This window comes from Polaromonas sp. (assembly GCF_029945925.1).
Taxonomy (GTDB): Bacteria; Pseudomonadota; Gammaproteobacteria; order Burkholderiales; family Burkholderiaceae_C; genus Polaromonas.
Genome location: NZ_JAQSDN010000061.1, coordinates 1 through 20238, shown reverse-complemented (window position 1 = coordinate 20238; position 20238 = coordinate 1). Strand labels below are relative to the sequence as shown.

The window sequence follows — 20238 nt, the reverse complement described above, 5'->3', positions numbered from 1 at the left end:
TGAATTCCCCTAGAGCCCAAGTCGACGAGAACTTTTAACTGCCGTGCACGCCCTTCACAAACTGACCCAACTTTACGCCCGCCCCGGCTTCCTGCTGCGCCGGGCGCATCAGATCTCGACCGCGGTTTTCGAGGACGAATGCCGCAGCGTGGGGCTGACGCCGGCACAGTTCGGCGTGCTCAGCGTGCTGCGCGCCACGCCGGGGCTGGACCAGTCCACACTGGCGCGTGCGCTGGGTTTCGACAAGGTGACGGTGCTGCGTGTGCTGCGCGGCCTGGAAACGCGGGGCCTGATAGAACGGGCGCCGGCGCCGGCCAGCCGGCGCAATCTGGCGGTATTCCTGTCAGCTGCGGGGATGGACCTGCTCAAGCAGGCGCAGCAACCGGCCGACCGGGCCTATGACCGCCTGATGGCACCGCTGAACAAGGCGCAACAGGGCCAGCTGCTGGAGCTGCTGCAACTGCTGACGACGGGGCTGGAAAACGACGCCCGCGCCGCCTTTGTGCCGCCGGACCAGGAAGACGAAGCGCAAGCCTGAAGCCTGAGGACTGTTCTAGGCGTTGGAGGCCTGGATGCCCCACTTGGCCAGCGCCGCGTCGTCGCTGACCCGCGCATCGACCCAGCGCGCGCCGTCCGGCGTCTGCTCTTTTTTCCAGAACGGGGCCTGGGTCTTGAGGTAGTCCATCAGGAACTCGCAGGCCTGGAAACTCTCGCCGCGATGCGCCGAGGTCACCGCCACCATCACCACCTGGTCCAGCGGCTGCAGCAGCCCGACACGGTGGATCACGCGCGCACCGAAAATATCGAAGCGCACCATGGCTTCGTCAATCATGGCCTCGATGGCTTTTTCGGTCATGCCGGGGTAGTGCTCAAGCTCCATGGAGCTCACGTCACTACCGTCATTGCGGTCTCTGACCGTTCCGATGAAACTGCAGACGGCGCCGACGCGTTTGTCGTTCGCGCGCAGCGCGGCGATCTCCTCGGCGAGATTGAAGTCGCCGGTCTGGATGCTCACGCGATCAGTCATCTCAGCCCCCCGTCACCGGCGGAAAGAAGGCGACTTCACAGCCGTCCGTGAGCGCCGCCGATTCGTCGCTCATGACCTGGTTGAGTGCCATGCGCACCGACTTGCCGCGCGCCAGCGCCTCGGCATAGGCCGGGCCGCGCGTCATCAGTTCGTCGCGCAGAGCGGCCAGGCTGGCTGCTGCGGTGTCGACCTGCTCGCTGCCCTGTCCGATGGCTTCACGCACGGACGCAAAATACCTGACGGTGATGTTCATGCCAGCCATTCCGAAAAAGCGATGAAACGCACGGTGTCGCCATGCGCGATGGTCTGGCCCGACGGGTTGTCCACCACGCCGTCGCCCCAGACCGCCGAGGTCAGCACGCCCGAACTCTGGTTGGGAAACAGGTCCAGCCCGCCGGCATCGTTGCGCCGCACCCGCAAAAATTCACGGCGTTTATCGGCCCGGGGCCAGGTGAAATGGGCGGTAGCCGCTATTGATTTTGGAGCAACGTCAGTCACCCCCTGGAGCCTGAGCAGAAAGGGGCGCACCAGCAACAGAAAGGTCAGGAAGCTGGAGACCGGGTTGCCCGGCAGTCCCATGAAGTGCGCCGCACCGACCCGGCCATAGGCAAAAGGCTTGCCCGGCTTCATGGCAATCTGCCAGAGGTCCAGTGAGCCGAGCTGTTGCACGGCCGGCTTGATGTGGTCCTCTTCCCCGACCGACACGCCGCCGCTGGTCAGGATCAGGTCATGGGCCTGGCTGGCGCTGCGCAGCGCGTCCAGCGTGGCTTCACGCTGGTCCGGCACGATGCCCAGGTCGCTGACCTCGCAGCCCAGACGCAGCAGCAAGGCGCGCAGAAAGAAACGGTTGGAGTTATAGATGGCGCCGGGGCGCATCTGCGCGGGGGCCACCTCGCCGGGCATCACCAGTTCGTCGCCGGTGGAAAACAGCGCCACCCGCGGGCGCCGCGCCACCTGCAGCCGGTCAATGCCAATACTGGCCGCCAGCCCAAGCGCAGCGGGCGTGAGGCGCTCACCTTTTGAGAGCACGGTGGCGCCGCGCGTGACGTCTTCACCGGCGCGGCGTACCCACTGGCCGGGGCGCGGCAGCTGCCGGACGCTGACATACCCTTCGCGATCCGCGAGCGGCTCGCAGTCTTCCTGCATCACCACCGCATCGGCCCCGGCCGGGATCGGCGCGCCGGTAAAAATGCGGGCGACCGTGCCGGGCTCCAGCGCGCTGCCGCTGCTGCCGGCCGCAATGCGCTGCGACACGCGCAGCACCACACCCTCGTCGGCCAACTCGGCGCTACGCACGGCATAACCGTCCATGGCACTGTTGTCTTCGGGCGGCACCTGCAGCGCCGAAACCACCTCTTCGGCCAGCACCCGGCCGTCGGCGTCAAACGTGGACACGGTGTCGCTGCCTGCCAGCGGCGTGGCGCGGCCCAGCAGCTCGGCCAGCGCCTCGTCGAGGGCTTTAAGCGGCGGACGCGTGGCAGGCTGCGTGGAAGGGGAAATGGAGGCGGAAGTATTCATGCATACAACTCGGCGCAATAGACAAATCGTTCGTGATTCTCGACCAACCAGTCCGCGACGGCATCGGCGTCGTTCAAATCCAGCACCGGCCTGAGGGTGGTTTCGGGCAGCCGGTCCGGCGAGTCGGTGGCTATCGCGACCACAAAATCGTCGTCCGGGTAACGTGCCGGTTTGCCCGAGTCGGCGCGCCAGACCTCGACCTTGAGCAGGTCGCTGCTTTTGAAACCTTCCACCAGCACCCAGTCCACACCCTCGTACAGCTCGGCGATCAGGTGGTGCACCGAGAGTGCCCTCGGCTGCTCGAACTCGCGGATCAGCGCCAGGCGCTTGTCCGACGCCACCACCACCTCGAAGGCCCCGGCCTGCCGGTGGCGGTACGTGTCCTTGCCCGGCTGGTCGATGTCGAAGCTGTGGTGGGCATGTTTGACGACCGAGACCCGCAGGCCGCGCAGCTTGAGCGCGGGAATCAGGCTCTCCACCAGGGTGGTCTTGCCGGAGCCGGAATAGCCGGCAAATGCAACAACGTTCATAAACTGCCTTGGGCCGATCCTGGTTTGCTACCAATACCATAGCTGCCTGCACTCACCAGCAAAGGGCTGGAGGCCAGTCTATCGATATTTTCCGAATACACGACAGTGATTGCGGCTGTCTTCACCCTCGCCCTCCGGGAGAGGGCTGGGGTGAGGGATGGAGCGTTCCGACGGTCATGTTTTGAAACGCTCAATCGTCCACATGGCTGGCAATGTAGGCCTTCACCGCGGCCGCGTCGGCCGGCAGGAGCTGCACACGTTTGGGCAGGGCCTCGATGCCTTCAAAGCGGGCGGGCCGCGGCGGCAACCGGCCCAGCGCCTCCTCGATGGTGGCGGCAAACTTGATCGGCAAGGCCGTCTCCAGCACGATCATGGGCACGCCGGCCGAGAGCTGTTCGCGCGCGACCTTCAGGCCGTCCGCGGTGTGGGTGTCGATCATGGTGCCGAAACGCGCAAAGGTGTCGCGAATCGTCTGCAGCCTGTCGGCGTGGGTGCTTTTGCCGCTGGCAAAGCCATAGTGCCGGGCGGCCGACTGGTAGGTGGTGTCGCCGCTCAGGTCAAAACGGCCCTGCGTTGACAGCTGCGTACCGAACAGGTCAGCCACGCGTGTGGCGTCGCGGCCCAGCAGGTCGAACACAAAACGCTCGAAGTTCGAGGCCTTGGAAATGTCCATCGACGGGCTGGAGGTTTCATGCGTGTCGGCGCTGGCGCGCACGCGGTACACGCCGGTGCGGAAGAACTCGTCGAGCACATCGTTTTCGTTGGTCGCGACGACCAGCTTGTCGATAGGCAGGCCCATCATGCGCGCCACATGGCCGGCGCAGACGTTGCCGAAGTTTCCTGATGGCACGGTGAAGCTGACCTTTGGCACCGGGGAGCCCTCACCCCTGCCCTCTCCCGGCGGGAGAGGGAGTAAGCCCGCGCCCCCTTTTTTGCCCCCCTCTCCCTCTGGGAGAGGGTTGGGGTGAGGGCCGGTTGCCTGGAAGTAACCGGCGAAGTAGTAGACGACCTGCGCCAGCAGCCTGGCCCAGTTGATCGAGTTGACGGTGCCGATCTTGTACTTGCGCTTGAAGGCCAGGTCGTTGGACACGGCCTTCACAATGTCCTGGCAATCGTCGAACACACCTTCGATGGCAATGTTGTGGATGTTGGCGTCCTGCAGGCTGAACATCTGGGCCTGCTGGAAGGGGCTCATGCGGCCCTGCGGCGAGGTCATGAAGACGCGCACTCCCTTTTTGCCGCGCATCGCGTATTCGGCGGCGCTGCCGGTGTCGCCACTGGTCGCGCCCAGGATGTTGAGCTCCTCGCCGCGGCGCGCCAGTTCGTACTCGAACAAGTTGCCCAGCAACTGCATGGCCATGTCCTTGAAGGCCAGGGTCGGGCCGTTGGACAGGGCCTCGAGGTAGAGGCCAGGCTCGAGCTGGCGCAACGGAACAATTTCGGTCGTGCCGAAAACTTCTTCGGTGTAGGTCTTGCGGCAGAGGGCTTTCAGGTCGGCGGCAGGAATGTCGTCGATGTAGAGCGACAGCACTTCAAAAGCCAGGTCGGCATACCCCGAGTCGCGGTAGACGGCGCGCCACTTCTCCAGCGTGGCGGTGTCGACCTGCGGGTAGGTTTCGGGCAGGTAGAGCCCGCCGTCGGGCGCCAGGCCCTCGAGCAGGATTTCGCAGAACTGCTTGCGGTCCGCATGGCCGCGGGTGGAGAGGTACTTCATTGCTCGCCCGGCCGCCCGTAGGGCAATGAGCGCCCCCTCGGGGGGCAGAGAACGGAGTGAACGTGGGGGCTTTTCATGTCAGGCGAGTTCTTCCTTGCGGATGCGCGTGATGGGCGACAGCACGGTTGGCAGCGCCTGCATCTGCGCCATCGCCTCGTTCATCTTCGCCTCGACACAGTCGTGCGTCAGGATGATCAGGTCGGTTTGGGTCGAGCCCTCGCCGCCGACCTCGTCGGCTTCGCGCTGCAGCATCGCGTCGATGCTGATGCCGGCTTCGGCCAGGATGCCGGTGACTTTGGCCAGCACGCCGGCTTCGTCGGCCACGTTCAGGCGCAGGTAATAACTCGTGACCACCTCGCTCATGGGCAGCACCGGCATGTCGCTCATGGACTGCGGCTGGAAGGCCAGGTGCGGCACGCGCTGCGCGGCCTCGGCGCCGTGCAGGCGCGCGATGTCCACCAGGTCGGCAATCACTGCGCTGGCGGTCGGCTCGCTGCCGGCGCCCTTGCCGTAATACAGCGTGGTGCCGACGGCATCGCCCTGCACCATCACCGCGTTCATGGCGCCCTCGACATTGGCGATCAGGCGCTTGGCCGGCACCAGGCTGGGGTGCACCCGCAGCTCGATCCCTTTGGCCGTGCGCTTGGTGATGCCCAGCAGCTTGATGCGGTAACCGAGCTGCTCGGCATACTTGATGTCCTGCGCGCCCAGCTTGGTGATGCCCTCGACGTAGGCCTTGTCGAATTGCACCGGGATGCCGAAGGCAATCGCCGACATCAGCGTGGCCTTGTGCGCCGCGTCCACGCCTTCGATGTCGAAGGTCGGGTCGGCTTCGGCGTAACCGAGGCGCTGCGCTTCCTTCAGCACGACGTCGAAGTCCAGACCCTTGTCGCGCATCTCGCTGAGGATGAAATTGGTCGTGCCGTTGATGATGCCGGCAATCCACTCGATGCGGTTGGCTGTCAGGCCCTCGCGCAGCGCCTTGATGATGGGAATGCCACCGGCGACGGCGGCTTCGAACGCCACCATCACGCCGTGTTGGTGCGCGGCCGCAAAAATCTCGGTGCCATGCACTGCCAGCAGGGCCTTGTTGGCGGTGACCACGTGTTTGCCCGCCGCGATCGCCTCCAGCACCAGTTGCCGGGCAATGCCATAACCGCCGATCAACTCGATGATGATGTCGATCTCGGGGTTGGCAATCACGGCTCTGGCATCGGCCACCACCGTCACGCCGGCACCGGCGGCCGCCTGCGCGCGTGCGGTGTCGAGGTCGGCCACCATGGCGATCTCGATGCTGCGGCCGGCGCGGCGGAAAATTTCTTCCTGGTTGCGCTTCAAAACGGTGAACACACCGCTGCCCACGGTGCCCATGCCCAGAAGGCCTACCTTGATCGGTTTCAGATTCGTTGATGTCATGTGCTTCGGGTCATTTCAGAAGGGATTCGGCGACCGGCACGCTGGCCGGCTGCATGCTTTTTCGGCGGCTTTCGAGGAATTTGGCAATGCGGCCAATCGCCTCGCGCAGGTCTTCCTCATGCGGCAGAAAGACGATGCGGAAATGGTCCGGCGCCGCCCAGTTGAAACCGGTGCCCTGCACCAGCATCACCTTGGTTTCCTTGAGCAGTTCCAGGAAAAACTGGCGGTCGTCGGTGATCGGGTAGACCTTGGGGTCCAGCCGGGGGAACATGTAGAGTGCCGCGCTCGGCTTGACGCAACTCACGCCGGGAATCGCGGTGATCAGCTCGTAGGCCAGGTCGCGCTGGCGGCGCAGGCGGCCGCCCTCGCCGGTCAGGTCGTTAATGCTCTGGTAACCGCCCAGCGCCGTCTGGATGGCCCACTGGCCCGGCACGTTGGAGCACAGCTTCATGTTGGCCAGCATGTTCAGACCCTCGATGTAGTCCTGCGCCTGCTTTTTCGGCCCGGACACCACCAGCCAGCCGGCGCGGTAGCCGCAGGAGCGGTAACTCTTGGACAGCGAGTTGAAGGTCAGCGTCAGCACATCGGTGGACAGGCTGGCGATCGCCGTGTGTTTGACACCGTCGTACAGCACCTTGTCGTACACCTCGTCGGCCAGGATCACCAGGCCGTGTTCGCGCGCGATGTCGATGATGCCGCGCAGCAGTTCATCGGAATACAGTACACCGGTCGGGTTGTTCGGGTTGATGACCACGATGCCCTTGGTCTTGGGCGTGATCTTGGCGCGGATGTCATCGAGGTTGGGCATCCAGCCGTTGGCCTCGTCGCACAAGTAATGCACCGGCGTGCCGCCCGCCAGGCTGGTGGAAGCCGTCCACAGGGGGTAGTCGGGGGACGGCAGCAGCAGCTCGTCGCCGTTGTCCAGTAGCGCGTTGGTCGCCATGGAAATCAGCTCGCTCGCGCCGTTGCCCAGATAGATGTCGTCCAGCGTCACGCCCTTGATGCCCTGCCGCTGGGTTTCGTGCATCACGGCCTTGCGCGCCGCAAAAATGCCCTTGCTGTCCGAATAACCTGCCGAGGCCGGCAGGTTGCGGATCATGTCCTGCTGGACTTCTTCAGGCGCGTCAAAACCGAACACCGCGAGATTGCCGAGGTTGAGCTTGATGAGCTTTTGCCCTTCTTCCTCCATCTGCTTGGCAGCATCCATGATGGGACCGCGGATGTCATAAAGCACATTGGCCAGTTTGGCCGATTTGGTGATCAATTTCATGGTCTGTGGTCGTTCTTCAGCAAACGCAAAGCCTGCAAAGGCGCAAGGGACGCAGGGGTAAGCGGAAATTGGGACGGAATCTATAATTTGACCACATAAAACCGCGATTTTGCTGGCCGCCAGCACCCACCACCCCTCCTGAACACCGCATGAAATTACAGCCCGACCGCCTCGACGTTCAATCCATTCTTGGCTACGGGCCCGGATGGATAGGGCTGGGCAACCAGGGGACGGCTGAAAAAATAGAGCAGAGCATCGTGATCGGCTCACGCGGCGAAAAGTTCGCCTGGGACTGCGCCCGTTTCGAAGACCTCACGCCAGCGCACTTCGAACGTCTGGCCGAGACCCGGCCCGAATTGGTGATTTTCGGCAGCGGCAGCCGCCTGCGTTTTGCGCCGCCGGCCTTTTTGCGCAGCCTGATGGCTGCGCGCATCGGCATCGAGACCATGGACACGCTGGCAGCCTGCCGCACCTACAACATCCTCGCCGGCGAAGGCCGGATCGTGCTGACCGCCCTGCTGATTGAACCGCCAGATCGCGCCCACCAGTGAGCAACCTGCTTTCAGGGTAAAATCTAGGGTTGCATTTGGTGCAACGTCGGGGGTTTGGCCCAAATTTTGCGGTCAAAGCCAACGACTTATCACAATTACTTTTGTCAGGGGTCCACGCAGTATGGCAGTCGTCGTCAACAAACCACTCCCGGAATTTGAAGCCAACGCCACAAGCGGCGTCAAAGTCTCCAACCAAACCCACTTGGGTCATGTGGTCGTCCTGTATTTTTACCCCAAGGACAACACGCCCGGCTGCACCACCGAGGCCATGCAGTTCCGCGATCGCTACAAGGATTTCGTCAAGGCCGGCGCCACCGTGTTCGGCGTCTCGCGCGACAACATGAAGTCGCACGACGAGTTCAAGGCCAAGCTGGAGCTGCCCTTCGAGCTGATTGCCGATACGGAAGAAAAAATGTGCCACATGTTCGGCGTGGTCAAGAACAAGATCATGTACGGCAAAAAGGTCAAGGGCATCGAGCGCAGCACCTTCCTCGTGGGCGCCGACGGCATGCTCAAGGAAGAGTGGCGCGGGCTGAAAGTGCCCGGCCATGTGGACGATGTGCTCAAGGCCGTCAAGGCACTGAAAAAGGCGGCCTGAAAACACCGCGAAAAAGTCGCTTCAACAGCTTGTGTTCCCGTAACGCGAGTCGTGTATAGTGACTTCATGCTGTTGACCTTAGCGACTGCGCCCACCGAAAAAGCCGCCCTGGCCTCCAGGCGGCTTTTTCGCTTTTTGAACCTTGGGAGGCCTCTTGAAATTCGATTGTCGGGATGCAGGGCGAGGCGCACGGAGCGCAGGAACCGGAATGCACCTGGGTGCATGAGGATTCCGAGCACCGCGCAACGCTGCCATGCGCCCGAGAACCGGATTTACAGACGTCTCCTTAACACTGTGAGCTTCAAGCACCATGCCCTTGCCACCCGCCCCGACCAAACGTGCCGCCTTGCTCTCTGCCGACGCCCTGGAAGCGCCGGTCCGTACGCACGCCAAGACGACGCGAAAGACGGAGCACGCCGAGCCGGCGCACAAAACGGTGGCCCTGGACCTTTTTGACAGCCGTTCCGGCGGTGGCGAGGCCAGGCACCCGGCAGCCTATCTGCCCAAGGAGCCCGCGCGCCAGGCGAAAGATACCGACAGTTACCACAAGGAGCAGCAGGCGGCCGTCCGCCCAGAACCTGCGGCCAAGGCGAAGAAGCCTCGGCACACGGGCCCGGCCAAGCTGTTTGTGCTCGACACCAATGTGCTGATGCACGACCCGATGTGCCTGTTCCGCTTCGAGGAACACGACATCTTCCTGCCCATGATCGTGCTCGAAGAGCTCGACGGCCACAAAAAAGGCATGACCGAAGTGGCGCGCAATGCCCGCCAGACCAGCCGCACCCTGGACGCGCTGGCAGGCACCACCGGCGCCGACATTGCCAAAGGCCTCAAGCTCGACACCACCGGGCACAAGGAAGCCGGTGGCTGCCTGTTCTTCCAGACCAAGCCGCTGGACTACTCGCTGCCGATGAGCCTGCCGCAGGGCAAGGCCGACAACCAGATCCTCGGTGTGGTTGAGGCGCTGCGCAAGGAATACGCACCCCGCGAAGTGGTGCTGGTGTCCAAGGACATCAACATGCGCGTCAAGGCCCGGGCCTTGGGCCTGGCCACCGACGACTACCAGAACGACAAGACGCTGGAAGACGGCGACATGCTGTATGCCGGCTCGCTGGCCCTGCCGGCCGACTTCTGGACGCGCCAGAGCAAGACCATCGAAAGCTGGCAGCAAGGCAGCCACACCTTCTACCGCATCACCGGCCCCATCGTCGGCAGCCTGCTGATCAACCAGTTTGTGTTTTTCGAGGCGCCCGGCGAGCCGCCTCTGTATGCGCGCGTGACCGAGATCCGCGCCAAGACCGCCGTCCTCAAGACGCTGAAGGACTACACCCACCTGAAAAACGCGGTCTGGGGCATCACCACGCGCAACCGCGAGCAGAACTTCGCGATGAACCTGCTGATGGACCCGGAGGTCGACTTCGTCACGCTGGCCGGCACGGCAGGCACCGGCAAGACGCTGATGGCCCTGGCCAGCGGCCTGACCCAGGTACTGGACGACCGCCGCTACACCGAGATCATCATGACCCGCGCGACGGTTTCCGTCGGTGAAGACATCGGTTTCCTGCCGGGCACCGAGGAAGAAAAAATGGGCCCGTGGATGGGCGCACTCGACGACAACCTCGAAGTGCTGGGCAAAAACGACAGCGGCTCCGGCGAATGGGGCCGCGCGGCCACCAACGAACTGATCCGCTCGCGCATCAAGGTCAAGAGCATGAACTTCATGCGCGGTCGCACCTTTTTGAACAAGTACGTGATCATCGACGAGGCGCAAAACCTGACGCCCAAGCAGATGAAGACCCTGATCACCCGCGCCGGACCCGGTACCAAGATCATCTGCATGGGCAACCTCGCGCAGATCGACACGCCTTACCTGACCGAAGGTTCGTCCGGCATGACCTACGCCGTGGACCGCTTCAAGGGCTGGCCGCATGGCGGGCACATCACGCTGGCGCGCGGCGAACGTTCACGCCTGGCCGACTTCGCCAGCGAGGTGCTCTGACGCCGGCGTATTGACAGCACGGACAGGCTGCCGGGGCCTATCGTCGCCTCTTCTTCGGAGACTTCACAGACCTCTTTGGCAGGAGCCCCAAGGCAGCGCGGGCCAGCGTATCCGCCTCACCATTGCGGTGCCGCGGTATCCAGTGCAGGGAGGTGTGGGTGAAAGTCGCCAACAAGGCACTCACCTCTTCATACAGCGCGGCCAGCCGCAGCACAGGCGGCACGTCCACAGCGCCCAGTTGCGCCACCAGCAAGCTGCTGTCGCTGTAAATCAGCAGCGCCGTTGCCCCGCGCGCGTGGGCGTCGCGCAGCGCCGCCATCAGCGCCCGCGCCTCCGCCTCGTTGTTGCAGCCCCGCGCATCCGTTGCCATCGAGAGCGCGTGCCGCGTTCCGTCAGGCGCCACCAGCACCGCACCCAGGCCCATGCGGCCGGGGTTGGGCACCGCGCTGCCGTCGGAGTAGATGGTCCAGGGCGAGATCACGTGTGACGTTGCGCGAAAGTCGAGCGCTCCAGAACATGACGCGTCATGGCCTGCGCCAGCTCTTCCTCGCCAAGAAAGATCTTGCCGGCGTTTTCGCTCTCCAGCAATTTCGCTTCGGCCTCGCTGTGGGTACGCGCCACGATTTCGATCTCGGGGTTGAGCGTGCGCGCGGTGTTGACCATCTGCCGCACGTTCAGGGTGTCGGGCGTGGCGATCACCAGCATGCGGGCGTTGGCGATATGGGCCTGGACCAGCACCACCGGTTCCGCCGCATCACCCGACACGGCCATCAGGCCCTCTGATCGCAATCTTTCGACCACCTCGCGGTTCTGCTCGACCACCACAAAGGGCAGGTGCTGCGCCGTCAGTGCGTCGGCGATGCGCCGCCCTACCCGGCCGTAACCGACCAGCACGACCTGGCGCGACAGGTATTTTTCTTCGGTGCTGGCGGGCAGCTCGGCCATGGGGTCGTCGCGCGCCTCGAGCTTGCGGGCCAGCGGCGATCGGGCCAGGATCCAGCGCTGCAGCGGTTCGACTGTTTTAAACACCAGCTGGTTCAGCGCTATCGAGATCAGCGCGCCGGCCAGCACCAGGCTCTGGCCCTCGGGAGGAAGCAAGCCGAGCGAGGCCCCCATGGCCACAAGAATGAAGGAAAACTCGCCAATCTGCGCCAGGCTGGCTGATACCGTGAGTGCGGTGTTGAGCGGGTAGCGAAAGCCCAGCACCAGCGCCGCTGCGGCCAGCGACTTGCCGACCACGATGATGGCAACGACGGCCAGCACCTGCAGCGGCCGCTCGACGATGACCCAGGGATCGAACAACATGCCGACCGAGACAAAAAACAGCACGGCAAACGCATCACGCAGCGGCAATGATTCTTCAGCCGCGCGGTGACTGAACTCCGACTCGCGCATCACCATGCCGGCAAAAAAAGCACCGAGGGCAAACGACACGCCAAACAGCGCCGTCGCGCCGAAGGCAATGCCGACGGCCGCAGACACCACACACAGGGTGAACAGCTCGCGCGAGCCGGTGCGCTGCACCTGCCACAGCACCCAGGGAAAGAAACGACGCCCGACCACCAGCATCAGCGCGACAAAGCCACCGACCTGCAGCAGCGTGAGCCCCAGCGACTTCCACAGCGAATCGACATCGGCTTCGCCCCGGCCCGACAGCCACTCAGCCAGGGGCGGCAGCAACACCAGCACCAGCACCATGGCCAGGTCCTCGACCACCAGCCAGCCGACGGCAATACGGCCGTTGGCCGAATCCAGCACGCCGCGGGCTTCCAGCGCGCGCAACAGCACGACGGTGCTGGCCACCGACAGCGACAGGCCAAACACCAGCGCCCCGCCCAGGTTCCAGCCCCACCAGTGCGCCAAGCCCATGCCGAGCGCCGTGGCCACCGTCATCTGCACCACCGCGCCGGGCACGGCGATCTTGCGCACCGCCAGCAGGTCGTCGAGCGAGAAGTGCAGGCCCACGCCGAACATCAGCAGCATCACGCCGATTTCGGCCAGCTGGCTCGCAATCGCGGCATCGGCCACGAAGCCGGGCGTGAAGGGGCCGATCAGCACCCCGGCCAGCAGGTAGCCCACCAGCGACGGCAACTTGAGCCGCGCGGCAATAAAACCGAAGATCAGGGCGAGGCCCAGGCCGGCGGCAATGGTGCTGATGAGGGAGACGCTGTGCGGCATGCGGGAGGGGCTCCTTCAGAGAGAGACGGCGGAGGGACCCTGCGTGAGCACTTGCCAAGGACAGGCGCCTGCCGCAGAACGAATAAGGGTTTCAAGGCTTTTCAGCCCATTTTCATTATAAAAACAGAAAACAAAAAACCCGCCGAAGCGGGTTTTCCTTTGGAGGGTTTCAGGCCGGAGGCCTCAACCCATGTGCAAGCCACCATTGAGCGAGAAATCCGCACCCGTCGCGTAACCGCCTTCGTCCGAGGCGATCCATGAAATGATGGAGGCGATTTCTTCCGGGGTACCGAGGCGTTTGGCCGGCACACCGGCAACGATTTTCTCCAGCACGTCGGGGCGTATGGCCTTGACCATGTCGGTGCCGATGTAGCCCGGGCTCACGGTGTTGACGGTCACGCCCTTGGCGGCCACCTCTTGTGCCAGCGCCATGGTGAAGCCGTGCAGGCCGGCCTTGGCGGTCGAGTAGTTGACCTGGCCGAACTGGCCCTTCTGGCCGTTGACCGACGAGATGTTGATGATGCGGCCAAAGCCCGACTCGATCATGCCTTCGATCACCTGCTTGGTGACATTGAACATGCTGTCGAGGTTGGTGGAAATCACCGCGTCCCAGTCGGCCTTGCTCATCTTGCGGAACTGGCCGTCGCGCGTGATGCCGGCGTTGTTGACCAGCACACTGACCGGGCCGTGGTCGGCCTTGACCTTGTCAAAGGCCGCGACGGTGGAGTCCCAGTCGCCGACATTGCCGACCGAGGTGTAGAAGGTGTAGCCCAGCGCTTTCTGCTCGTCAATCCATTTGGTGAAGTCACGCGTCGGGCCGCAACCGGCCACCACGGTGAAGCCGTCCTTGTGCAGGCGCTGGCAGATGGCGGTCCCGATGCCACCCATGCCGCCTGTCACGTATGCAATTCGTTTTGCCATGTCTTGCTCCTTGATTTATTGGTTCTGAAAGTCGTTGGAAAGAAGCTTTGGTGACCTTCCCGGTGGGTGAGACTTGCTATCAAATAAATAGCTGGTCGCGCGCACTCTGCAAGGGTCACAAGCTCTTTTACCTCATATTTACCGTTCCAGTGTGAGGGCAACCCCCATGCCGCCGCCGATACACAGGCTGGCAATGCCTTTTTTCGCATCACGCCTGACCATCTCGTGGATCAGCGTCACCAGAATGCGGCAACCGGATGCACCAATCGGGTGACCGATGGCGATGGCACCGCCGTTGACATTGACCTTGCTGGTGTCCCAGCCCATTTCCTTGTTGACGGCGCAGGCCTGCGCCGCGAAGGCTTCGTTGATCTCCAGCAGGTCCAGGTCCTGCGCCTTCCAGCCGGCGCGGGCCAGCGCCTTGGTGGACGCCGGCACCGGGCCCATGCCCATGAAAGCCGGGTCGAGCCCGCTGGTCGCGTAGCTGGCGATGCGGGCCAGGGGCTTGAGGCCCAGCGCCGCCGCCTTTTTGGCCGTCATCACCATGACAGCGGCCGCGCCGTCGTTGATGCCCGAGGCATTGCCCGCCGTCACGCCGCCGGCCTTGTCGAAGGCGGGGCGCAAGCCGGCCAGGCCTTCGGCGCTGCTCTTGCGGTTGATGAACTCATCAGCTGCAAACACGACGGCGTCGCCTTTTTTCTGCGGGATGGAAAACGGCACGATTTCATCCTTGAACTTGCCGGCGTCTTGCGCCGCCATGGCCTTGGTCTGGCTGGCCAGGGCGAGTTCGTCCTGCATCTCGCGGCTGATGCTGTATTTCTTCGCGACGTTTTCGGCGGTGATGCCCATGTGGTACTGGTTGTAGACGTCCCACAGGCCATCGACGATCATGGAGTCGATCATTTTCCAGTCGCCCATGCGCTGGCCTTCGCGCGAGCCGTTGAGCACGTGCGGCGCGGCGCTCATGTTCTCCTGGCCGCCGGCAATCACGATCTCGCTGTCGCCCGTGGCCACCGACTGCGCGGCCAGCATCACGGCCTTCAGGCCGGAGCCGCAAACGGCGTTGATGGTCAGGCCGGGGATGCCGTGAGGGAAACCCGCTTTCACCACGCTCTGGCGCGCCGGGTTCTGGCCCACGCCGGCCGCCAGCACCTGGCCCATTATGACTTCGCCGATGAGGTCCGCCGACAGGCCGGCGCGCTCGGCGACCGCCTTGATGACGGCCGCACCGAGCTCGGTCGCGGGGATTTTGGCCAGGCTGCCGCCGAACTTGCCGACGGCGGTGCGGGCCGCAGAAACGATGACGATGTCTTCCATGATGTGTCTTTCCAATTGACCCCAGCTATCTGCCATTGCGGCCCCGGATCAAGTCCGGGGTTTCAGCTTACGCATCCCATGCCGGTGTGCTGTTTCATCCGGTGCATGGATCCCGGGTCAAGCCCGGGATGACAAGGTTTCCATTCAGGCTTTCACTTTGACATAACGCCCCGGCGCCGGCTCGATGGCCTTGTACTTGCGGCTGCCATAAGTTTTGGGTGCGGTGATCTGCTTGCCGGCATGGCCCTTGAGCCAGTCCGACCAGTCGGTCCACCAGCTGCCGGGGTGTTCCGTCGCGCCCCGGAGCCAGTCGGCCTGGCGCCCCGGAAACTTGCCTTGCGGCAGCTTGTCGTTGGTCCAGTAGCTGCGCTTTTTCTTGGCGGGCGGGTTGATCACGCCGGCGATGTGGCCCGAGGCGCCCATGACAAACCGCTTCTTGCCCGGCAACACCTGCGTCGAGGCATAGGCCCCGCCGATGGGCACGATGTGGTCTTCGCGCGAGCCGTAAATGTAGGCCGGCAGATCCAGTGCGTGCAGGTCGATCTTTTCGCCGCACACCGTCAGGCCGCCGGGCTGGACGAGCTTGTTCTCATGGTAAGTGTTGCGCAGGTACCAGGCGTAAAACGGCCCCGGCAGGTTGGTCGAGTCGCTGTTCCAGTAAAGCAGGTCAAACGGCGGCGGCGTTTCGCCCTTGAGGTAGTTGCCGACCACGTAGTTCCACACCAGGTCGTTCGGGCGCAGGAAGCTGAAGGTCGAGGCCAGGTCCTGGCCCTTGAGCAGCCCGCCCTTGCCCATCTGCATCTCGCGGTACTTGACCGACTGCTCATCGATGAAGATGTCCAGGATGCCGGTGTCGCTGAAGTCCAGCAGTGAGGTCAGGAAGGTGACGCTGGCCACCGGTTTTTCGCCACGCGCGGCCAGCACCGCCAGCGCCGTGCCGAGAATCGTGCCGCCGACACAAAAGCCCAGCGCATTGATGGTTTTGGCGCCGGTGATGTCCTGCACCACGTCGATCGCCTTGATGGCCGCGTTCTCGATGTAGTCGTCCCAGGTTTTTTCAGCCATGGACTCGTCGGGGTTGCGCCAGCTGACGACAAAGGTGCGGTGGCCCTGGGCCACGGCATAACGGATCAGCGAGTTCTCGGGCTGCAGGTCCAGGATGTAGAACTTGTTGATACAGGGCGGCACCAGCAGAAAGGGCCGCTCGTGCACTGTGGCGGTCAGTGGCTTGTACTCGAGCAGCTGGAAAAATTCGTTTTCGAAGACCACCGCACCCTCGGTGGTGGCGACGTTCTTGCCGACCTCGAACACACTTTCGTCGGTCATGGACACATGGCCCTGCTGCATGTCGCTCAGCAGGTTCTGCAGCCCCTGGGCAATGCTGGCACCCTGTGTTTCGATGGCCTTTTTCTGCGCCTCGGCATTGAGTGCCAGAAAGTTGCTGGGGGCCGATGCCGCCATCGCCTGCTCGACCGCAAAACGCACACGGGCCCGGGTTTTTTCGTCGCCCTCTACCGCTTCGGCCAGCCCCATCAGGGTGCGGGCATTAAGCAGGTAGGCGGACGCAGAAAACCGGGCCACGGGGTTGCTGCGCCAGGCTTCCGCGGAGAAGCGCCGGTCGGCCTGCGTGCCGGCATCGGTACCCGATTGCAGGCCGCTGTTCCACAGGGCGCTGATGTCGTTGAGGTAGGTCTGCTGCAGCTGCTGCAGTTTGGCCGGATCAAACTGCAAGGGCGGCGGTGGCGTTGGCATGTCCGTCATGCCCAGGGGAACAAAGCCGGGCGCAGTCCCCAGGCCGGCGCCGGCCATGGCGCCCATGACCTGCTGCAGTCCCTGGGCAAAGGTCTCTTGCATCTGCTGGGCTGCTTGCGCGAGGTTTGCGTCAGAATTCATGCTTGTCTCACCGATCTGCCGACCGGCATGTGTTTTGCGCTCTTGAACGAGCTGTTGTGCCCACAATGGGTCGTTTCTAGTATCGCGGAAAAACCTTTCGCGCCAATGACAGGCCTCAACGTTTTATGTATTTGATTGTCATCGCCTGGATCTACGTGGTGCTCATGATGAGCGTCGCCGAAGCCACCCATTCCACCGGCACATTGCTGGGCGCCCTTGTCACCTTTGTACTCTACGGTGTGGGGCCTGTGGCATTGGTGGTTTACCTGATGCGTGCGCCGGCCAGGCGCAAGGCCATCAAGGCGCGCGAAGCGGCCGAAGCCGGCGCAATGGCGCCCGATTCGTCCGCGACGGACTCAGTCACGCCAGATGCAGGCAGCCATGCGGCCGGTGGTGTGAAACCCGTTGCCCTGGACGCCAGCGTCGCGCCGGTGCGAAAAGAACCTTGAGACATTGCCCACCGTGCACCAGGGTGGTGTGCCGTCATTGCCGTAAATCTGCGTGACGCCCAAGGCCTGCAGACGCAGGCGGGCCAAGCCGGCCAGATCGGCGAGGTATTTGCCCGATGCCAGGGCCGTGAAACAAGTGGCTGCCCGAGGGTCGCCTTCGACAAACGCCGCCCTCACCTCCGCCCCCACCTCGAACGCGGTCGGGCCAATGCAGGGGCCCAGCCACGCTATGGTATTTGTAGCTGTCTGCGCTTGATCCATCAGGGCCAGGGCACTAAAAGACTCATAAACCGACTCCAGGATGCCGCGCCCCTGCGTGCCTGCCAGCCCACGCCAGCCGGCGTGGGCGGCGGCCACCACCGTCCCGTCCCGCGTGCTCAGCAACACCGGCAGACAGTCGGCCACCATGATGGTGCATGCCACGCCAGGCTGCGTGGTGACGGCGGCGTCGGCCGGCTGACCCTGCGCCGTGCCGGCGTCGAGGGTCAGCACGCCGGTGCCGTGCACCTGCTGCAGGAACACCGGCTTCGCACCCATGGCCTGGCCCAGCACGGCCCGGTTGGCGGCCACTTGCGCGGTCGCATCGCCGACGTGGTCGCCGAGGTTCATGCTGTCCCAGGGCGCGACGGACACCCCTCCCTGCCGGGTGGTGAAAACCGCGCGCACGCCGGGCGGCGCGGGCCAGTCGGGAGTCAGCCAGTCAGGGTGCAAGATATCTCGCGATCAGGGCTCGTTGTCCGGACAGGCCGAAGGCTGGGCTTTCTGGAAGGCCGGCAGCGCCATGCTGGCGTCAAACGCCGCCATCGTGCGGCTCAGGCCCTCCAGGTTCACGTTGAAGCGTTTCGCGTTGAAGATCTGCGGCACCAGGCAGCAGTCGGCCAGGGTGGGCGTTTCGCCGTAACAGTAGGTGGACGGCGGCAACTGGGCCAGCTGGCGCTCGAAGGCTTCCAGCCCTTCGCGGCACCAGTGGCGGTACCACGCGTTTTTGGCCTCTTCATCGACCTTGAGCTCGCGCACCAGGTACTTGAGCACACGCAGGTTGTTGATCGGGTGAATCTCGCAGGCAATCGACTGCGCCAGCGCGCGCACCTTCGCGCGGCCCAATGCATCGGCCGGCAGCAGCGCCGGCGTCGGGTGTTTTTCATCGAGGTATTCGATGATGGCCATGGACTGCGAGAGTTTTTCGCCATCTACTTCGAGCAGCGGCACCAGGGTGTCGGCCGACAGCGCGGCGTAGGCCTCTTTTTGGTGGTCGCCCCTGGCAATGTGGACGGGAACGTATTCGTAGCGCAAACCCTTGAGTTCAAGCGCAATACGCACGCGAAAGGACGCAGAAGAGCGGAAGTAGTTGTGGAGTTTCATGGCTGAAAGCATAAACCATGGCCCCCACGGTCGCGCACTTCGTGTCGCTCCCTGCCCCCCGAGGGGGCCGCTGCGCCTGCGGCCCGGCAAAGCCGGTTCCGCGGCCCTGGCTTGGTTGAATACATCCTCACTGTCGCGCACTTGGTGTTACTTCCAACTGCGCTGGTTGAGCGCGGGGTTCGCAATCGCCTGCGCGACCGCCCCGCCAGCCAGGCGCCACTACCATCCGGTCTGAAGTTACACAGCGTCAATTTTTCCCCGTTCGCACTGCGCCTGTCGAAGTGCCGGCGCACATGGCAGAAGGCTTAGCCAAGCTCAGTCCGAACGGATACCCCAAGGAGACACCCATGAGCACCCCCACCACCCTCACCAACCACCAGGTCCGCCTGGCCAGCCGCCCGGTCGGCCTGCCGACCCGCGCAAACTGGAGCTTCTCCTCCGAGCCGGTCGCCGAGCCCGGCCCCGGCGGCGTCCTGGTGAAAACCCTTTTCCTCTCCCTGGACCCGGCCATGCGCGGCTGGATGAACGAGGGCAAAAGCTACATCCCCCCGGTGGAAATCGGCGCGGTCATGCGCGCCAGCGGCGTCGGCAAGGTGATCGCCTCGAACAACCCGGCCTTTGCCGTGGGCGACTACGTCAACGCCGGGCTGGACGTGCAGGAGTACTGCCTGATTCCGGAAGCGCAGATCAAGCGCAGCGGCATGTTCAAGATCGATGCGCGCATGGGCCTGACCTCCTGGCTCAACGTGCTGGGCATGCCCGGCATGACCGGCTACTTTGGCCTGATGGACGTGGGCCAGCCCAAGCCCGGCGAAACCGTGGTGGTCTCCGGCGCGGCGGGTGCCGTCGGCCAGACCGTCGGCCAGATTGCCAGGCTCAAGGGCTGCCGCGTGGTCGGCATTGCCGGCGGCAAGGCCAAGTGCGACTGGGTGGTCCAGGAGCTGGGCTTTGACGCCTGCATCGACTACAAGGCCGGCGACGTCAAGGCCGGGCTGAAAGAGCACTGCCCCAAAGGCGTGGACATCTATTTCGACAACGTGGGCGGCGACATCCTGGATGCCGTGCTGACCCGCATCACGCGCGGCGCCCGCATCATCATCTGCGGCGCCATCAGCCAGTACAACAACACCACGCCGGTCAAAGGACCGGCCAACTACCTGTCGCTGCTGGTCAACCGCGCGCGCATGGAAGGCATCGTGGTGTTCGACTACGCCGACCGTTACCCGCAGGCGATTGCCGAGATGGCGGGCTACCTCAAGGAAGGCAAGATGAAAAGCAAGGAAGACGTGGTGGACGGGCTGGAGAACTTCCCGGAAACCCTGCTCAAGCTCTTCAACGGCGAGAACTTCGGCAAGCTGGTGCTGCGGGTCGCGAAGGAATAAGGCAAGCCGCCGAAAAAAATTCGCGGGCGAGTCACACCTTGGATGTCATCCCGGACTCGATCCCATAAGCGCTAACTTAGAAGCTCACGTCCTTTTTGCCGCTGCAGCACCCT

The 20238-nt window shown here is 63.9% G+C and carries 20 protein-coding genes; 6 read left to right on the top strand and 14 right to left on the bottom strand.

Features of this window, described 5'->3' with window-relative positions:
- Positions 1 to 43 precede the first annotated feature (43 nt).
- The gene (locus tag PSV40_RS19870) at positions 44 to 538 is read left to right on the top strand and encodes a MarR family transcriptional regulator (RefSeq protein ID WP_300541129.1); all 495 of its coding nucleotides are present in this window, start codon (positions 44 to 46) and stop codon (positions 536 to 538) included.
- Positions 539 to 553: 15 nt separating this feature from the next.
- On the opposite strand, the gene PSV40_RS19865 is transcribed toward PSV40_RS19870, so the two are convergent.
- From PSV40_RS19865 to PSV40_RS19835, 7 genes are all read right to left on the bottom strand, one after another.
- Entirely contained in the window at positions 554 to 1027 is a 474-nt protein-coding gene (locus PSV40_RS19865) for a molybdenum cofactor biosynthesis protein MoaE (RefSeq protein WP_300541127.1), read from the bottom strand.
- Position 1028: 1 nt separating this feature from the next.
- Positions 1029 to 1280: a molybdopterin converting factor subunit 1 gene (moaD, locus tag PSV40_RS19860; RefSeq protein ID WP_300541125.1), complete on the bottom strand. Its 252-nt coding sequence runs from the start codon at positions 1278 to 1280 to the stop codon at positions 1029 to 1031.
- Positions 1277 to 2545 (bottom strand): gephyrin-like molybdotransferase Glp, encoded by a 1269-nt coding sequence (gene glp, locus PSV40_RS19855; protein ID WP_300541123.1) that lies wholly within the window; start codon positions 2543 to 2545, stop codon positions 1277 to 1279. Before glp ends, moaD begins: the two co-directional genes overlap by 4 nt.
- Positions 2542 to 3075, bottom strand: a complete 534-nt coding sequence (gene mobB / locus PSV40_RS19850) for a molybdopterin-guanine dinucleotide biosynthesis protein B (RefSeq protein WP_300541121.1) — start codon at positions 3073 to 3075, stop codon at positions 2542 to 2544. Before mobB ends, glp begins: the two co-directional genes overlap by 4 nt.
- A 190-nt stretch (positions 3076 to 3265) precedes the next feature.
- A complete protein-coding gene (locus tag PSV40_RS19845) occupies positions 3266 to 4789 on the bottom strand; it encodes a threonine synthase (RefSeq protein ID WP_300541119.1) in 1524 nt (507 codons plus the stop codon).
- 78 nt (positions 4790 to 4867) lie between these two features.
- The gene (locus tag PSV40_RS19840; RefSeq protein WP_300541323.1) at positions 4868 to 6190 is read right to left on the bottom strand and encodes a homoserine dehydrogenase; all 1323 of its coding nucleotides are present in this window, start codon (positions 6188 to 6190) and stop codon (positions 4868 to 4870) included.
- Between the two features lie 25 nt (positions 6191 to 6215).
- Complete coding sequence (locus tag PSV40_RS19835; RefSeq protein WP_300541117.1) at positions 6216 to 7475, bottom strand: pyridoxal phosphate-dependent aminotransferase; 1260 nt, start codon at positions 7473 to 7475, stop codon at positions 6216 to 6218.
- Positions 7476 to 7624: 149 nt separating this feature from the next.
- Here PSV40_RS19835 and PSV40_RS19830 point away from each other — a divergent pair, with 149 nt between their 5' ends.
- The 3 genes from PSV40_RS19830 to PSV40_RS19820 all read left to right on the top strand — a co-directional run bounded on the left by PSV40_RS19830 (position 7625) and on the right by PSV40_RS19820 (position 10623).
- A complete protein-coding gene (locus tag PSV40_RS19830; RefSeq protein ID WP_300541115.1) occupies positions 7625 to 8026 on the top strand; it encodes an Mth938-like domain-containing protein in 402 nt (133 codons plus the stop codon).
- 121 nt (positions 8027 to 8147) lie between these two features.
- A complete protein-coding gene (locus tag PSV40_RS19825) occupies positions 8148 to 8624 on the top strand; it encodes a peroxiredoxin (RefSeq protein WP_096668322.1) in 477 nt (158 codons plus the stop codon).
- Positions 8625 to 8934: 310 nt separating this feature from the next.
- Positions 8935 to 10623 carry a PhoH family protein gene (locus tag PSV40_RS19820; RefSeq protein ID WP_300541113.1) on the top strand — a complete coding sequence of 563 codons (1689 nt, stop codon included), beginning with the start codon at positions 8935 to 8937 and terminating at the stop codon, positions 10621 to 10623.
- A gap of 37 nt (positions 10624 to 10660) precedes the next feature.
- On the opposite strand, the gene PSV40_RS19815 is transcribed toward PSV40_RS19820, so the two are convergent.
- From PSV40_RS19815 to phaC, 5 genes are all read right to left on the bottom strand, one after another.
- Positions 10661 to 11101 carry a ribonuclease HI family protein gene (locus tag PSV40_RS19815; protein ID WP_300541321.1) on the bottom strand — a complete coding sequence of 147 codons (441 nt, stop codon included), beginning with the start codon at positions 11099 to 11101 and terminating at the stop codon, positions 10661 to 10663.
- The gene (gene ybaL, locus PSV40_RS19810; RefSeq protein ID WP_300541111.1) at positions 11101 to 12801 is read right to left on the bottom strand and encodes a YbaL family putative K(+) efflux transporter; all 1701 of its coding nucleotides are present in this window, start codon (positions 12799 to 12801) and stop codon (positions 11101 to 11103) included. The genes PSV40_RS19815 and ybaL overlap by 1 nt, the downstream gene beginning before the upstream one ends.
- Positions 12802 to 12984: 183 nt before the next feature.
- Entirely contained in the window at positions 12985 to 13722 is a 738-nt protein-coding gene (phbB, locus tag PSV40_RS19805) for an acetoacetyl-CoA reductase (protein WP_300541109.1), read from the bottom strand.
- A 138-nt stretch (positions 13723 to 13860) separates the two neighbouring features.
- Positions 13861 to 15039 (bottom strand): acetyl-CoA C-acetyltransferase, encoded by a 1179-nt coding sequence (locus tag PSV40_RS19800; RefSeq protein WP_300541107.1) that lies wholly within the window; start codon positions 15037 to 15039, stop codon positions 13861 to 13863.
- 144 nt (positions 15040 to 15183) lie between these two features.
- Positions 15184 to 16932, bottom strand: a complete 1749-nt coding sequence (phaC, locus tag PSV40_RS19795; protein ID WP_300541105.1) for a class I poly(R)-hydroxyalkanoic acid synthase — start codon at positions 16930 to 16932, stop codon at positions 15184 to 15186.
- A 125-nt stretch (positions 16933 to 17057) separates the two neighbouring features.
- Here phaC and PSV40_RS19790 point away from each other — a divergent pair, with 125 nt between their 5' ends.
- Positions 17058 to 17381, top strand: a complete 324-nt coding sequence (locus PSV40_RS19790; protein WP_300541103.1) for a hypothetical protein — start codon at positions 17058 to 17060, stop codon at positions 17379 to 17381.
- On the opposite strand, the gene pgeF is transcribed toward PSV40_RS19790, so the two are convergent.
- Positions 17289 to 18092 carry a peptidoglycan editing factor PgeF gene (gene pgeF / locus PSV40_RS19785; protein ID WP_300541101.1) on the bottom strand — a complete coding sequence of 268 codons (804 nt, stop codon included), beginning with the start codon at positions 18090 to 18092 and terminating at the stop codon, positions 17289 to 17291. The two genes, PSV40_RS19790 and pgeF, sit on opposite strands and share 93 nt — an antisense overlap.
- A 12-nt stretch (positions 18093 to 18104) precedes the next feature.
- Positions 18105 to 18743 (bottom strand): maleylacetoacetate isomerase, encoded by a 639-nt coding sequence (gene maiA, locus PSV40_RS19780; RefSeq protein ID WP_300541099.1) that lies wholly within the window; start codon positions 18741 to 18743, stop codon positions 18105 to 18107.
- Positions 18744 to 19090: 347 nt separating this feature from the next.
- Here maiA and PSV40_RS19775 point away from each other — a divergent pair, with 347 nt between their 5' ends.
- Positions 19091 to 20125 (top strand): NADP-dependent oxidoreductase, encoded by a 1035-nt coding sequence (locus tag PSV40_RS19775; protein WP_300541097.1) that lies wholly within the window; start codon positions 19091 to 19093, stop codon positions 20123 to 20125.
- Positions 20126 to 20238: the final 113 nt, after the last annotated feature.